General features: G+C 49.3%; 14 protein-coding genes. 12 read left to right on the top strand and 2 right to left on the bottom strand.

Going from position 1 to position 14,159, the window contains the following annotated elements; genetic code table 11:
* Positions 1–10 precede the first annotated feature (10 nt).
* The 11 genes from rbfA (at position 11) to EIH25_RS07620 (ending at position 11,463) form a co-directional block, all read left to right on the top strand.
* Positions 11–388, top strand: coding sequence for a 30S ribosome-binding factor RbfA (gene rbfA, locus EIH25_RS07675; protein ID WP_124100315.1), 378 nt, complete (start codon positions 11–13; stop codon positions 386–388).
* A 44-nt stretch (positions 389–432) separates the two neighbouring features.
* Positions 433–1,383, top strand: coding sequence for a bifunctional oligoribonuclease/PAP phosphatase NrnA (locus tag EIH25_RS07670; RefSeq protein WP_124100313.1), 951 nt, complete (start codon positions 433–435; stop codon positions 1,381–1,383).
* Position 1,384: 1 nt separating this feature from the next.
* Positions 1,385–2,308, top strand: a complete 924-nt coding sequence (gene truB / locus EIH25_RS07665) for a tRNA pseudouridine(55) synthase TruB (RefSeq protein WP_124100311.1) — start codon at positions 1,385–1,387, stop codon at positions 2,306–2,308.
* An 18-nt stretch (positions 2,309–2,326) separates the two neighbouring features.
* Positions 2,327–3,148: an NAD(+) diphosphatase gene (gene nudC, locus EIH25_RS07660; protein ID WP_124100309.1), complete on the top strand. Its 822-nt coding sequence runs from the start codon at positions 2,327–2,329 to the stop codon at positions 3,146–3,148.
* Positions 3,149–3,378: 230 nt separating this feature from the next.
* Entirely contained in the window at positions 3,379–4,317 is a 939-nt protein-coding gene (ribF, locus tag EIH25_RS07655) for a riboflavin biosynthesis protein RibF (RefSeq protein WP_243113117.1), read from the top strand.
* Positions 4,313–5,773, top strand: coding sequence for a glutamate--tRNA ligase (gene gltX, locus EIH25_RS07650; RefSeq protein WP_164489239.1), 1,461 nt, complete (start codon positions 4,313–4,315; stop codon positions 5,771–5,773). Before ribF ends, gltX begins: the two co-directional genes overlap by 5 nt.
* A gap of 83 nt (positions 5,774–5,856) precedes the next feature.
* On the top strand, positions 5,857–6,831 hold the full coding sequence (locus EIH25_RS07645) for an ATP-binding cassette domain-containing protein (protein WP_124100305.1): 975 nt from the start codon (positions 5,857–5,859) through the stop codon (positions 6,829–6,831).
* Positions 6,831–7,709 carry an ABC transporter permease gene (locus tag EIH25_RS12615; protein ID WP_243113116.1) on the top strand — a complete coding sequence of 293 codons (879 nt, stop codon included), beginning with the start codon at positions 6,831–6,833 and terminating at the stop codon, positions 7,707–7,709. The genes EIH25_RS07645 and EIH25_RS12615 overlap by 1 nt, the downstream gene beginning before the upstream one ends.
* A gap of 13 nt (positions 7,710–7,722) precedes the next feature.
* A complete protein-coding gene (locus EIH25_RS07630) occupies positions 7,723–9,399 on the top strand; it encodes a GldG family protein (protein ID WP_243113115.1) in 1,677 nt (558 codons plus the stop codon).
* A gap of 49 nt (positions 9,400–9,448) precedes the next feature.
* Positions 9,449–10,921, top strand: a complete 1,473-nt coding sequence (locus EIH25_RS07625) for a DUF4340 domain-containing protein (protein ID WP_124100304.1) — start codon at positions 9,449–9,451, stop codon at positions 10,919–10,921.
* A 260-nt stretch (positions 10,922–11,181) separates the two neighbouring features.
* Complete coding sequence (locus EIH25_RS07620) at positions 11,182–11,463, top strand: hypothetical protein (protein ID WP_124100302.1); 282 nt, start codon at positions 11,182–11,184, stop codon at positions 11,461–11,463.
* A gap of 43 nt (positions 11,464–11,506) precedes the next feature.
* Here the strand turns inward: EIH25_RS07620 and EIH25_RS07615 are convergent, their stop codons facing one another.
* Both EIH25_RS07615 and EIH25_RS07610 read right to left on the bottom strand, forming a co-directional pair.
* A complete protein-coding gene (locus EIH25_RS07615; RefSeq protein WP_124100300.1) occupies positions 11,507–12,028 on the bottom strand; it encodes a cob(I)yrinic acid a,c-diamide adenosyltransferase in 522 nt (173 codons plus the stop codon).
* Between the two features lie 46 nt (positions 12,029–12,074).
* Positions 12,075–13,046, bottom strand: a complete 972-nt coding sequence (locus tag EIH25_RS07610) for a CobD/CbiB family cobalamin biosynthesis protein (protein ID WP_124100297.1) — start codon at positions 13,044–13,046, stop codon at positions 12,075–12,077.
* Between the two features lie 251 nt (positions 13,047–13,297).
* Between EIH25_RS07610 and EIH25_RS07605 the strand changes: the two genes are divergently transcribed.
* Entirely contained in the window at positions 13,298–14,134 is an 837-nt protein-coding gene (locus EIH25_RS07605) for an amino acid ABC transporter substrate-binding protein (protein ID WP_124100295.1), read from the top strand.
* The last annotated feature ends 25 nt before the right edge of the window (positions 14,135–14,159 follow it).

Below are 14,159 nucleotides of genomic sequence, written 5' to 3'. Positions count from 1 at the left end.
GAGGTTAATGATGGCTGGTTTTAAGGCTGGGCGTATGTCGGAGGATATACGCAGGATTATTTCAGGCAAAATGAGGGATCTCAAGGATCCGAGGATAAACGGCGGCGATATGCTTACCGTGGTAAGATGCGACGTTTCAAGCGACGGATCGTTCTGCAAGGTATATATATCCAGTCTTGAGGGCATGGAAAAGGCAAGAGAGGCGGTCTATGGCTTTGAAAGCGCTTCGGGCTATCTTAAAAGGGAGATATCCAACGTGCTGAAGCTGAGAAAATGTCCCGAGCTTAAATTTATCGCGGACGATTCGGCGGAATATTCGATGAGGATATTCGACAAGCTGAAAGATATCAGAAGCCGGGAGCCTGCGGAGGACGATCCGGAGGAATAGCCGTCAGACGGATATGATATTTAATCGGAAAGGAGAACGGATCTATGGATTTTGGAGAGCTGAAGGAATATCTGGAGACTCATGACAACTACCTGATCCTGACCCATAAAAGCCCCGACGGCGACACCCTCGGAGCGGGCTTCGGGCTGTGCGGTTATCTCAGGGATATGGGAAAAAAGGCTAATGTGCTCAACAGCGAGAATTTTCCTGTCAGATACAACTTTCTTTACGACGGATATTATGTTCAGGAGTTCGAGCCGCAGAGCGTTATAGCGGTGGACATTGCCGACACTCAGCTTCTGGGAAGCCATCTTTCGGCTTTCGCGGAGGAGGGAGCTATAGACGTATGCATAGATCATCATATATCCAATAAATATTACGCGAAGCAGAGCTATGTAGACGGCAGGGCTTCCGCCGCCTGTCTGATATTATATCAGCTTTTCAAATATATGGGACGCCCCGTCAGCGCTCAGGTGGCAAAATGTCTATACACCGGTATCGCTACCGATACGGGCTGCTTTAAATATGAAAATACTATTCCCGAAGCGCACATCGCCGCGGCGGAGCTTATGCGGTACGATATTGATTTTTCGATAATAAACCGTAAAATGTTCGATGTCAAGAGCAAGGGCAGGCTTATTGCCGAGCAGAAGGTTATCGAGGCAATGGAGTATTTTTTTGAGGACAGGTGCGCCATTATCGTGCTTACTACGGAAATGATGAATTCCTGCGGAGTGGAGCAGGCGGAATTTGAGGGAATGGCTTCTATTCCCCTTTCGACCGAGGGAGTCAAGATAGGGATAACGATAAAGCAGCGTCACGAGGACGTTTACAAGCTTTCGGTGAGAACCACCGAGGAGATAGACGCTTCGGCTTTTTGCAGAAGGTTCAACGGCGGCGGACATATACGCGCCGCGGGCTGCGAAATACAGGGAACTCTGGAGCAGGTAAAGGAAAAGGTGCTCGCCGGAGTAAGAGAGGTTCTGGGCTGCTGATATGGAGAAAAATAAAGAGCTGTGCGGGATAATTCCCGTAAATAAGCCGCAGGGCTGGACGTCCTTCGACGTTGTGGCAAAGCTCAGGGGAATACTTAAGCTCAGAAGGCTTGGTCACGCGGGGACTCTGGATCCCATGGCGACGGGAGTTCTGCCGGTTTTTGCCGGAAAAGCCACAAAGGCCTGCGACCTGCTTGGGGATTCGGAAAAAATCTATCTCGCTGGGTTCAGGCTCGGTATTTCTACTGATACACAGGATATAACCGGCAGGGTTCTTTCCGAAAGCGGAGAGAGCGTGAGTCTTGAACGGCTGGAAGCGGTGAAACAGGGATTTATAGGCGATATTATGCAGCTTCCGCCCATGTATTCGGCGGTAAAGAGCGGCGGCAAAAAGCTTTACGAGCTTGCAAGGCAGGGAAAAACCGTTGAGCGTGAAGCCAGACCCAGACATATTGATTATATAGATATAATTGAATACGACCCTGAAAAAAGAGAGGGCAGAATGCGCGTTTCGGTAAGCCGTGGAACGTACATACGGACGCTTATCAACGATATAGGAGAAGCTCTCGGCTGCGGAGGAACGATGACGTCGCTGGTAAGGACCAATGCCGCGGGATTTTCGCTGGAGCAGTGCTGTACGCCGGAGGAAATTCAGCAGGCTGCCGATGAAAACAGGCTCGGCGGTCTGATAAGACCTCTGGAGGATTGTTTCAGAGGAGAGTATGAGGAGCTGCGGCTGGGAGAAAAAAATACGGCGCTTTATAAAAACGGAGTAAAGCTAAGACCTGAGCAGGCAGGGATCAAGGAGCCGGAAAAGGCTCATGGACAGGTTTTCTGCGTTTTCGGCTTTGACGGAGAGTTTCTCGGACTGGGGCGGGCGGACATAGTAAACAATGAGTTCAGAAGCGTAAAGAATTTTTATTAGATCAGAACAGGTGAGTATATGTTTCAGGATTTTGCCGTAGATTTCCGTATTGAATACGACGGCTCCGAGAGAGCTGAAAGGGACGTAGTTTTAGCCTACGACGGCAAAACGGCGCTCTGCTCTGTCAGTGACGGAGAGCTTCGCCTGCCCCGTATATGCGATTTTGACCGTACCATTTCAGCCGTTCACGCCTTCAGGGCGGGAGGGGAAAGGTTTTTGCTTTCGCTCGGAGAAAAGCCTGAAGCGGAGGGCTTTGAATACCAGGACATAGACCGTATCAAGACCGTAAGTCCGGGGCTTCGGCAGTTTGCGGCGGTAACCGGCTATCATTACTACCGCTTTCACATGGAAAACAGGTTCTGCGGAAAGTGCGGCGGAAAAACGGTTCATAGGCCTGAGAAAAGATGTATGATATGTACGCGGTGCGGAAACGAGATATTTCCTAAAATATCTCCGGCGGTAGTCGTAGGGGTTACCGACGACAGAACCGATTCGATCATACTCACAAAATATGCGGGAGGAAGCTACAGGAAATACGCTCTTGTAGCGGGCTTTGCGGAAATGGGGGAAACCGCCGAGCAGGCGGCGAGGCGCGAGGTAATGGAGGAAACGGGAATAGAAATAACCGAGCTGAAATATTTCGGAAGCCAGCCCTGGGGGTTTTCTCAGAATATGCTGATAGGATTTTTTGCGAAGGCAAAGGGCTCGCGAAGGATCGTAATGGATCAGGAGGAGCTTTCCGAAGCGAAATGGGTCCGACGGGACGAGCTTGAGGCAAAGGAAAACAGCATAAGCCTTACGAATGAGATGATATGGGCGTTTAAATGCGGAAAGGTCTGATAAGATCCGGTTATTACGATGCAAAAAAGCCGGGCTGAAGCAGCCTTGACGTATCGGATAACGGCGGGAAATAAGCCGGATATAAATATTCGGGGCTTATAATATGAACGGATGCGCGCTGTCTTTCAGGCGGCGGTCAGCTGCGTTCTTCAATCGGGGATTTGATCACCGGCTGAAGCCCTGAGGGGGCGGTACCCCTTATTGAAAAAAAGCAAAAGCGGAGGGATATTTTGATCTGCATAACTGATAACGGCGTTTGCGGACAGGAAACCGTCTGCGCTCTGGGGCTTTTTGACGGAGTCCACAGGGGACACCGTCTGATAATTGAAGGCGCCGCGGCAGAGGCTCGGCGCAGAGGCATAAAGTCTGCGGTATTTACCTTTCAGACGGACAGCGTTACTTCAAAGGGTCATGACGGCAGGATAGAAATGCTGCTGACAGACGAGGAAAAGCGGCGGCATTTTGAAAGGCTGGGGGCGGATTATCTGTTTTCGCCTGTATTCGGGGATTACCGGCAGATGACGCCGGAGGCTTTTGTGAGGGACGTGCTGAAAGGAAAGCTGCACTGCGTATGCGCCGTATGCGGAACCGACTACACCTTCGGTTCGGGGGCGGCGGGAAAGGCCGAGGATCTGATCCGGCTGGGAAAAACCTACGGTATAGAGGTTAAGGTAACAGAGCAGCTCAGGTACAACGGCGGAGTGATCAGCTCCACCGAAATACGCAGGCTTATAAGGCAGGGGGACATTGCAAGGGCAAACGAAATGCTTGGATACAGATACGGCTATACTCTGCCCGTAGAGCACGGCAGTGAGCTGGGAAGAACCTGGAGCTTTCCTACTATAAACCAGAAGATACCAAAGGGACTTGTTCTGCCTAAGTTTGGAGTATACTGCTCAAGGGTGCTTATTGACGGGAAATGGTATAACGGCGTTGCGAACATAGGCGTAAAGCCCAGCGTTAATGTTGAAACCGAGCCTCTCGCGGAAACCTTTATAATAGGCTACGAGGGAGATCTGTACGGCAGGGAGCTTGAGCTGAGGCTATATGAATTCGTCCGCCCCGAAAGGAAATTTGCTTCCTTTGAGGAATTAAAGGCGGAGATAGGAAGGAATACGGAGTTTACAAAGAAGTATTTTTCAGATAACGGATACGAAAGGACAGATTGAAATGAAGAAAGTAAGAACCAGATTCGCACCGTCCCCGACGGGATATATGCATATCGGAAATCTGAGGACGGCGCTGTTTACTTACCTTATAGCCAAGCAGAACGGCGGCGACTTTATCCTGCGTATAGAGGATACCGACAGGGAGAGATATGTAGAGGGCGCTACCGAGATAATTTATTCAACGCTCAGAAAGTGCGGGCTCAACTGGGACGAGGGTCCCGATATAGGAGGTCCGGTCGGACCGTATATCCAGTCGGAGAGAATGGGAATGTTCAAGAAATACGCCGAGGAGCTGGTTGAAAAGGGCGAGGCATATTACTGCTTCTGCGACAAGGAGCGTCTTGAGGAGGTAAAGGCGATACAGGAGGCAAGCGGAATAATGCCCATGTACGACCGCCACTGCCGCAATCTTTCCCCTGAGGAGGTAAAGGAAAAGCTTGACGCCGGAACGCCTTATGTTATAAGACAGAAGGTGCCTCTTGACGGAGAGGTTACCTTTCATGACGAGCTTTACGGGGATATAACGGTTCCCTGCTCTACCCTTGACGATCAGATCCTTATTAAGACCGACGGTATGCCGACCTATAATTTTGCAAACGTTGTGGACGATCATCTGATGGGGATTACTCATGTTGTCAGAGGAAACGAGTATCTTGCCTCCGCTCCTAAATACGAGCTGCTTTACAGGGCTTTCGGCTGGGAGGTTCCCGTATATATCCATGTAGAGCATATAATGAAGGACAAGCAGCACAAGCTTTCAAAGCGCGACGGCGACGCTTCCTTTGAGGACCTTATTGCAAAGGGCTACCTTACAGAGGCGGTTGTGAACTACATCGCTCTGCTGGGCTGGGCGCCAAAGGGCGAGGAGGAGATTTTCTCGCTTGAGGAGCTTATAAAGGAATTTGATATACGGGGGCTTTCAAAATCTCCCGCAATCTTCGATCCGCTTAAATTAAAGGCTATCAACGCCAAATATATCAAGAAGCTGCCGCCTGAAAAATTTGAGGAGTACGCGACGCCTTACATCAGACAGACGGTTAAGCGCACAGATGTTGATATTTCAAGGATATGCTCGCTTTTGCAGGACAGAACGGAGGTATTTACCGATATTCCCGAAACCGTTGATTTTATCGACAGCCTGCCGGAGTATGACACTTCCCTTTACTGTCATAAGAAAATGAAAACCAACGAGGAAAATTCCCTTGAATCGCTGAAGGCGGTTCTGCCGGCGCTTGAGTCCATCGGCGAGGCTGACTGGAACGAGGAAACGCTGCATGAGAGGCTGTTCGCGCTTATCGGCGAAATGGGCGTTAAAAACGGGCTCGTACTTTGGCCGTTAAGGGTAGCGGTTTCCGGAAAGGCGTTTACTCCCGGCGGAGGAATTGAAATATGCGCGCTTATCGGAAAGGCGGATTCCGTGGAGAGAGTTAAAAGGGGAATCCAAAAGCTTTCCTGATTTTATCACTCCGCTGTCACACAGCGCTGATACAATAAAACAGGCTTATTGCGTAAAGTATCCTTAAGAGGGAGGAAAATTTAATGATTGAAGTGCGGAATCTGTCAAAGCGCTACGGCGACAAAAAAGCCGTAGACGGCATTTCCTTTAGGGCGGAGGACGGCGAGATACTGGGTTTTCTGGGGCCGAACGGCGCGGGAAAATCCACGACCATGAATATTCTTACGGGATATATCTCCAGCACCGACGGAAAGGCGCTTATCGACGGAATAGATATTCTTGAAAATCCGATAAAGGCGAAATCAAAGATCGGCTATCTGCCGGAGCAGCCGCCGCTTTATCTTGATATGACGGTCAAGGAATATCTGAATTTCATATACGACCTAAAGAAATGCAAGCTTCCGAGGAACTCGCATTTAAAGGACATATGCAGTCTTGTCAAGATAGAACACGTTTATAACAGAATCATAAAGAACCTGTCCAAGGGTTATAAGCAGAGAGTAGGTCTTGCACAGGCTCTGGTAGGAAATCCAAACGTGCTTATTCTGGACGAGCCTACGGTAGGACTTGACCCCAAGCAGATAATCGAGATAAGGACGCTTATCAAAAAGCTGGGAAAGAACCATACGGTGATCCTTTCCTCGCATATACTGTCGGAGGTTCAGGCGGTATGCGATAAGATCATTGTAATCAACGAGGGAAAGATAGTCGCGGACGACACGGAGGACAATCTTTCAAGGAAGCTTTCCGCCGATCATAAGCTGTCGGTAAGGATAGAGGGTCCGAAAAACGATGTTGTAAAGCTGATAAAGGGCATAAGCGGCGTGGTTTCCTGCGAGGCGGGGCTGGAGCATTCCGACGCGGTATGGGATTACCGTATCGAGGCCAAGGAGGGCGTAGATATACGGCGGGAGCTGTTCAGAAGGATAGCCGAGAGAAACTGGTATATTCTTGAGCTGAGATCTTCCGAGCTTTCTCTTGAGGACATATTCCTCAAGCTTACGATGGGCGAGGCGGTACCGGCGCTTGGGAAAAATTCTGACGGAGGTTTAGACTGATGGGAGCAATTTTCAGACGCGAGGCGCTTTCGTATTTTACCTCGCCTATAGGATATATTTTTCTCGCCGCGTTTTACGCCTGCTCCGCGGTAAGCTTTGCAAGCGTTTCGCTTAATTACGGAACCACTCAGCTTGACGGAGTGTTCGGCGAGCTTATGATAATACTTATCGTGCTTATTCCCATACTTACTATGAGAACGCTGTCCGAGGAAAAGAAGAACAAGACCGACCAGTGCCTGCTTACCGCTCCGGTAAGCCTTTGGGGGATCGTGCTGGGAAAATTTCTCGCGGCTTTTCTCATCTACATACTGGGCGTTGCAATTACGATAGTTTACGCGGTTGTGGTTTCGGCTTACGCCGCGCCCGACTGGACGGTAATTCTGGGCAACGTAACCGGACTTGCTCTGCTTGGAGCGGCGTTTATCGCGGTAGGAATGTTCTGCTCGTCCTTTACGGAGAATCAGGTGGTTTCGGCGGTAATAAGCTTTATAGTTATGGTGGCGCTTTATCTTTTCACGACGATAGGCGACGTTATCCCCATTGATTTTGTTGAGAATATCATGCCTGATTTTTCAAACGCGGCAAGAGCCGTTATCGTAGCTCTTGTTATCGCCGCGGCAGGCGCGGTAATTTACTTTATTGCCGGAAGAAAAGCCAATACGATCATTATAACCGCTGCGGCGGCGCTGATCCTCGGGCTGTTTACCTATGCCGGAGACAGGCTTCCGGACGTATTTTCAAAGCTTTCTTTCTGGGAAAGATACTACGGCTTTACTTACGGGCTTTTCGACCTGTCAAACGTTCTGTTTTTCATAAGCGCGGCTGCGGTATTCCTGTTCCTTTCGGTCAGGGTGCTTGAGAAACGCCGCTGGTCATAAGGAGGGGTACAGTATGAGCGAAAATAAAATGCCTGAAAACGAAAAGCTTTCAGAGGAAACCGTATCCGCTCCCGTAGGAGATTTTCTGAAGGACGTTGTTTCCGATGAAAAGGAAGCTCACGGAAAGCAGGAGAAGGAAGAGCCGAAGAAAAAGAAGCCTAAGAAAAAAACGGAAGGGAAACAGATTAAGCACGGACTGATGTCTACCGCGCTTACCGTTGTGTTCATAGCGGTGGTCGTGCTGGTCAACATAGTCGCGACGGCGCTTTTTGACAGGTATCCCATTACAATCGACCTTACCAGCGACAAGGTATATTCTATTTCCGAGGAATCTGAGGAATATGTCAAGGGAATAGATGTGGATACGCTTATAACGGTATTTGCCACCGAGGACGAGTTCACCACTCTCAGCACCTACACCAAGCAGGCGGCGGAGGTCATGAAAAAATATACCCAGTACAACGACAGGATAAGCTACAGATATGTGGATATAGATTCCAATCCCGATATAATGGCGGATTATGAGGCAAACTCTATTTCCCAGTATGATATCGTGGTTGAAACCAATCCCTCGGAGGACGTTAAAAGAACGAGAAAAATAACGCTTATCAATCTGGTTGATTTCGAGGACGATTTTGTTCAGCAGCTGAGCGATTTATACGGAACCACCGTAGAGGCGATGGCGGAGCAGTACGGCGCGCTTAATTTCCTCGGCTATTACGGCGGCTACGTTGAGGCTTCAACCGCGGATCAGGCTTTTCTGTCGGCGTTTATGACCGTTACCGATCCTAATCCGGTAACTGTTACCATGCTTACGGGCAGAAACGAAAGCTCTCAGCTTTCCTATTTCCAGACGCTGCTGGAGGCTAACGGATATACCGTTCAGACTATTGACATAACCAAGGAGGAAATTCCGGAGGACACGACGGTCGCGGTCGTTCCCGCTCCTCAGACCGATTATCTGGACGATGAGATTGAAAAAATCGACAGCTTTCTGGACAACAACGGAAATCTGGGAAAACAGCTGCTCTACCTCGCGTCCGCTTCTCAGGGAGAAACGCCTAATCTTGACGAATTTCTTGCCGAGTACGGAATCAGGATCGGCGACGGAGTTATCTGCGAAACAAGCAGCGACTACTATTATCAGATTCCGGCGATGACGGTGACCAACGAGATCTCGGAGAATTTCAATCAGGATATGACCTCTTCGGATCCGGTTATTCTCAATTATTATTCGCGTCCGATAGAGCTTCTGTTTGACGAGGAGGGACAGACAGCCACAGAGGCTTACGTTCAGTCTACCGTAAACGGCTATACCGTAGATATGGAAACAGGAGAAACGATCGAAAAGGGTCAGCAGATCTATGCGGCGGTCGCGTCAAAGGCGCTGTTTCTTACCGACGGAGGAACAAATTACAGCAACGTTATCGCGTTCGGCTCGGTGGACGTGCTTTCGGACGTTTATCTCAGCTATTCGCAGTTCCAGAACAGAGAGTATATAATAAGCCTGCTTAACGGGATCACCCACAAGACGGACGGAATATATATCGAGCCTAAGGTAATTGAAGGAAATGTTTTCGATATTACAGATAAGCAGAAGAGTGTTCTGAAATGGACGTTTATACTTATTATTCCCGCCGTTGTGCTTATTACCGGACTTATCATCTGGCTGAGAAGAAAGAACAGATAAAGCTCTGCGAAAGGAGAGGCTCGCCGCTAACGGGAGCGTGGTTACTAATATGAACGGAAAAATTCAGGGTATAATCGTCTGCGGAGTTATTATTGCCTGTCTGGGAGGAACGTTGGCGTTTCTCAACGCTACCGGCGGAGATTCGTCATCGGATACCGACAGCTCGTCGCAGACTGTGAATGAAAATTCAGAGGACACTTCGGTTCTGCTGATAGATTCTACCGCGGACGATATCAAAAGCATAGCCGCGGTAAACGAGTACGGCGGCTTTACAATGAGCCGGCCGGCTTCAGGAAAGACCGCCTGGACGATCGAGGAGCTTAACGGAATCAACCAGTCGTCCTCTCTCCAGTCGGGCATGGCTGAGGACGTGGCTCAGCTGGAGGCGTACAAAACCGTAGAGGAAAACTCGTCCGACCTCGGCAAATACGGACTTGAATCTCCCGCGGGAGAATTTACCGTTACCTTTACGGACGATACGCAGAGCACCTTCTGCATAGGGGACGTATCTACCAAAACGCGTTATCGCTATCTCTGCGAAAAGGGAGAAAGCGACGTTTATATGATACTGAACTCAAGGGTGTCGTATTTTATCGAGCCGAAGGAAAATCTTGTGGATACGTCGCTTATTGAGGATCCGGGCGACAGCGATATGCCGGATTACGGAACTCTTACCGTCCGCAGATCGGACCTTGATTATGACATGGTGTTTGAAAACGACCCGTACGACAAGGAAGGAATGGTGTCGTCGCAGGTAATGACGGAGCCGATATTCTCGTATCTTAACGTTTCGGTTTCCTCAGCGACCACTCACGGAATGTGGGGGCTTTCCGCCGAATCCGCCGTGAAAATATTCCCGGACGAGGAGGACTTTAAGACCTACGGGCTTGACGAGCCTCTTGCGGAGGTGACCTTCAAGGGCGACGGCTATAACTATGATCTTAAAATCGGCGACCCGATATATGAGGAAAACGACGACGGCGAACAGACTGCGGAAATAGCGTCCTATTACTGTTATCTTACCGGCGTAGACGGCGTCGACTGCGTTTGGACGGTTTCTGCCGACAGTCTGCCATGGGCGACCGTAATGCCCGGGGACGTGGTTACTTCTCTTATGACCACAAACAATATCATGGACGTTTCCGAGGTCAGGGTAACAGCCGAGGACAGCGAGATCGTCTATGAGCTTGACAGCGACGGGGAAAGCACGATAAACTCCGTTAAGATGAACGGCGAGGACATAGACGTAAGCCTGTTCCAGGACCTATACAAATATCTGCTCACCTGCCCTACCAGCGAGATATATTTTGAGGAGCCGCAGGGCGAAAGCTATCTGACTATCGAGATAAGCTGCGAGGACGGCTACAATGATGTGATGGAGTTTTACTCCGACAGCTCAAGGCGCAGTATCGTAGCGCTCAACGGCAGGCCGTCGTTCAGGATACAGAGCAAGTGGACGGACAGATTCCTTGAAAACATGGAAAACGTCAAGAACGGAGAAGCGGTGGTGGATACTTATTAAAAAATCCGCCGCGCGGGATATTGAGAGCGCTTTTTTCGGCAGATTCTGCGGTTGTACAGGAATATAATAAATATTGCCGCGGCTGACAGAAAAATATTTAAAAGCGCTTCACAAAAGGGAAAAATTATGTTATAATAATTACGGAGTCTTTCGGTCATGAATAGGCTGCAATAAGGCGGTAATTGTAAAAAAGCTGCCTGTACGGATCAAGTACAGAACGGACAAAAGAAAAATATTATCATCGGTAAGGAGGAGATATAATGGCAGAGACAAAAAAGACTTTTTTCACTTACAAAGGCGTTCCTCTGGTAAGGAAAGGGAATACGATTTATTTTGGAAATATGTATGACGACTATGTTGTCATGATAGAGATCCTGGGAACGGAAAAGCAGGGCGAGCTGGACGTTGCCAACAAGGTAAGGCTGAGAAAGATGGCGACGGACATTACTCTGCCGCCAAATGAGCAGATAGTAAAGAAAGCGGAGAAATCCAGTCTTTACGAAGCGCTGGATATGGCGTGCGCATGGCTTAAAATATCGTAAATAACATAAAAAAGCTCCGATGAAATCAAGCATCGGAGCTTTTTTAGTATTCTATTCCCCGTCTGGCGGGAATGTTTTTGTCATAAGGGTGCCTGACGCATTTTATTTCGCTTATATAATCCGCATTTTCAGTAAACAGCGGAGCGGGATCTCTGCCGGTTATGACCAGCTCCAGCTCCTGGGGCTTGTCGGTAATAAGCCTGCGCACCGCTTGTCTGTCTATAAGCTCCATATCGTATGCATAGGTAAGCTCGTCCAGGACAAGCAGGCCGCACTGACCTGAATAAACCAGCTCCAGCGCTTTATTGAGATTTTCGTCGTGCATTTTTCTGCATTCGGCTTTCTGAGCGTCTGTCATCTGAAAGACAAAGCCCAGGTCCTTTTGATTGCGTAGCACCGTAATGCCGTCGATTCTGTTCAGTACGGCGGTTTCGCAGCTTTCGGAGCCTTTAAGGAACTGTACTATGCATACCTTTCCTCCTGCTCCGGCAAAGCGCACCGCAAGTCCGACGGCGGAGGTAGTCTTGCCTTTTCCGTCTCCGCAGCAGCAGTGTATCATTCCCATTAAATCAAACCGCCTTCAGTAAGTTATGTGGCATGGCGGCTTTTCTCTAGAGAATAAAGAGAAAAGCCGTTCTGATAAGAGCAAACAGCAAAAAGCAGCCGAAAACTGAACCGTACATCAGCTGATTTGCCCAGTAGATGTCGTTAGGCTGACAGGGCTTGAGCTGTTCGCCGATAAATCTTGCCCTGAGTCCGCCGCCTCTGTAGTATTCCTCTTTTGTCAGCTGAATATCCAGAGCGCCTGCCACTACGCTCCGGCAGATACCGAGGTTTGCCCGTGAAAGGTTCTTTCTGTCGCGCCTGAAGATACGCTTGCAGTTAAGCTTGTCAAGCCTGAGAAAGCTCACGTCAAGCTTCATTACAAGTCCGCAGATCGAAGCGGGGATAAAATCAAGCGCCGTCCACAGAGTGCGGGAGGGCGAGCCGAAATCGGCGTATTCGGGGGTATCGGTTCCTATAGTTCTGTTCAGAATACTTACGCAGCGATACAGCATTCCTCCGAAGCCGCCGGCAAGAGCCATGAAAAACAACGCGCCGGCTCCGTTATCCGCCGAGCAGTCGGCGGCGCATTCAACGGCTTTTTTGATTATTTCGTCCTCGTCAAGTCCGCTGCAGTCTGTTCCCGTCAGAGCCTCAAGGCTTTTTGCGGCGGCGCTGTAATTTCCCGAGCGCACCGCTCTGAAAGTACGGCTCAGAAAGATTCTTGTATCTCTGAAGGAAAAGGCGAGCCAGCAGAAAAAGCAGTCCAGAATCAGTCCCGCTACGGGGAGAAACATGTATCCCAATATCAGCAGCGCAAGCGGGATTCCCGCGAAGATGAGCAGAACGAAGAAAATAAGCACCGCCCCTGCCATACGCAAAGCCTCCGGAGAGTCCTCATAGAATCTTCTGAGTGTTTTTTCAAGCTTAAGGGCAAATGCCGGAACAAAATTTTCGGGGTTGAGAAATCCCCGGGGAGCGCCGAACATAAGATTGAGCACAAAGCCCGCGCTCATTGCGGCGACTGTATTCAATATCATGAAGAAAAATCCTTTCCCGAGTGTTATGTGTTAAAATTATTATAACACAGCGAAAAGCATTATTCAAGTAAAAACGGCATATTTTCTTATTTTTATTTGCTTTGAGTCGGCTGTTTGGCGAATAAAGAAGATAGCGGACGCAGGCTTTTTGTAGCAAATCTACAAACTTTCGGCGCCGCTCTTTACTTTTTGAGACAGATGTGATATTATACTATTATTCTAAAGCGATAAAACTGAAAGGATGTATATTCATGAAAAAGTGTATTTTATCAGCAGTATGCGCGGCGGTTCTCATGCTGGCGGGCTGCGGAGCTTCCGATTCGTCAAACGCGGACAGCGCTTCCGCCTCGGGCAGCCAAAACGCGGCGGGAGAGGATCAGTCCTTGCAGAAGGTGCTTGACAACGGCAAGCTGGTGCTTGGTCTTGACGCCACCTTCAAGCCTATGGGCTATACCGACGAGAACGACCAGATAGTAGGCTTCGATATTGACGTTGCGTCCGAGGTATGCTCCCGTCTGGGCGTTACGCTGGAAACCTACGGAGTAAACTGGGACACCAAAGAGGTGGATCTTGACGCGGGAACGATCGACTGTATCTGGAACGGTCTTTCGGTAAGCGAGGAAAGACAGAAGGTCATGCTTATGTCGGAGCCTTATATGAAAAATAAAATGGTGTTTGTCGTAAACAGCGGAAGCGATATTGCCTCGCTTGACGATCTTAAGGGAAAGACGGTTTCCGTTCAGAACGGCTCCACCGCTCAGGAAACCCTTGCGGCTGCGGATATTTCCGCGGATATTACCGTTACGGAGCTTTCGACCAACGTTGAAGCGCTCAATCAGCTGGAGCTTGGAATGTGCGACGCTGCGTTCCTTGATTCGGTAGTTGCGGATTATGAGATCAACTCGGGCAGAGCGTTTAAGATCCTTGACGAGGGTCTTTACGAGGAGGATTACGCAATCGGCTTCAGACTCGGCGACAAGGCTCTGTGCGACAAAATCAGCGAAATTCTCGGGGAAATGAAGGCGGACGGAAAGCTTGCCGAAATATCGACCAAGTGGTTCGGAAGCGACGTTACAACTATAGGATAATCTGATCCCGTGTGGAAATAAAATG

This window comes from Ruminococcus sp. Marseille-P6503 (assembly GCF_900604945.1).
Taxonomy (GTDB): Bacteria; Bacillota; Clostridia; order Oscillospirales; family Ruminococcaceae; genus FB2012.
This window is presented reverse-complemented; position numbering and strand designations above follow the sequence as displayed.

Bases quoted from the DNA above. Each gene is read 5' to 3' on its own strand.
- EIH25_RS12615 (WP_243113116.1), top strand. From the start codon at position 6,831: ATGGGAGCAATTTTCAGACGCGAGGCGCTTTCGTATTTTACCTCGCCT.
- EIH25_RS07625 (WP_124100304.1), top strand. From the start codon at position 9,449: ATGAACGGAAAAATTCAGGGTATAATCGTCTGCGGAGTTATTATTGCC.
- truB (WP_124100311.1), top strand. From the start codon at position 1,385: ATGGAGAAAAATAAAGAGCTGTGCGGGATAATTCCCGTAAATAAGCCG.
- nudC (WP_124100309.1), top strand. From the start codon at position 2,327: ATGTTTCAGGATTTTGCCGTAGATTTCCGTATTGAATACGACGGCTCC.
- EIH25_RS07610 (WP_124100297.1), bottom strand. From the start codon at position 13,046: ATGATATTGAATACAGTCGCCGCAATGAGCGCGGGCTTTGTGCTCAAT.
- EIH25_RS07605 (WP_124100295.1), top strand. From the start codon at position 13,298: ATGAAAAAGTGTATTTTATCAGCAGTATGCGCGGCGGTTCTCATGCTG.
- EIH25_RS07645 (WP_124100305.1), top strand. From the start codon at position 5,857: ATGATTGAAGTGCGGAATCTGTCAAAGCGCTACGGCGACAAAAAAGCC.
- rbfA (WP_124100315.1), top strand. From the start codon at position 11: ATGGCTGGTTTTAAGGCTGGGCGTATGTCGGAGGATATACGCAGGATT.
- EIH25_RS07620 (WP_124100302.1), top strand. From the start codon at position 11,182: ATGGCAGAGACAAAAAAGACTTTTTTCACTTACAAAGGCGTTCCTCTG.
- EIH25_RS07630 (WP_243113115.1), top strand. From the start codon at position 7,723: ATGAGCGAAAATAAAATGCCTGAAAACGAAAAGCTTTCAGAGGAAACC.
- EIH25_RS07615 (WP_124100300.1), bottom strand. From the start codon at position 12,028: ATGGGAATGATACACTGCTGCTGCGGAGACGGAAAAGGCAAGACTACC.
- EIH25_RS07670 (WP_124100313.1), top strand. From the start codon at position 433: ATGGATTTTGGAGAGCTGAAGGAATATCTGGAGACTCATGACAACTAC.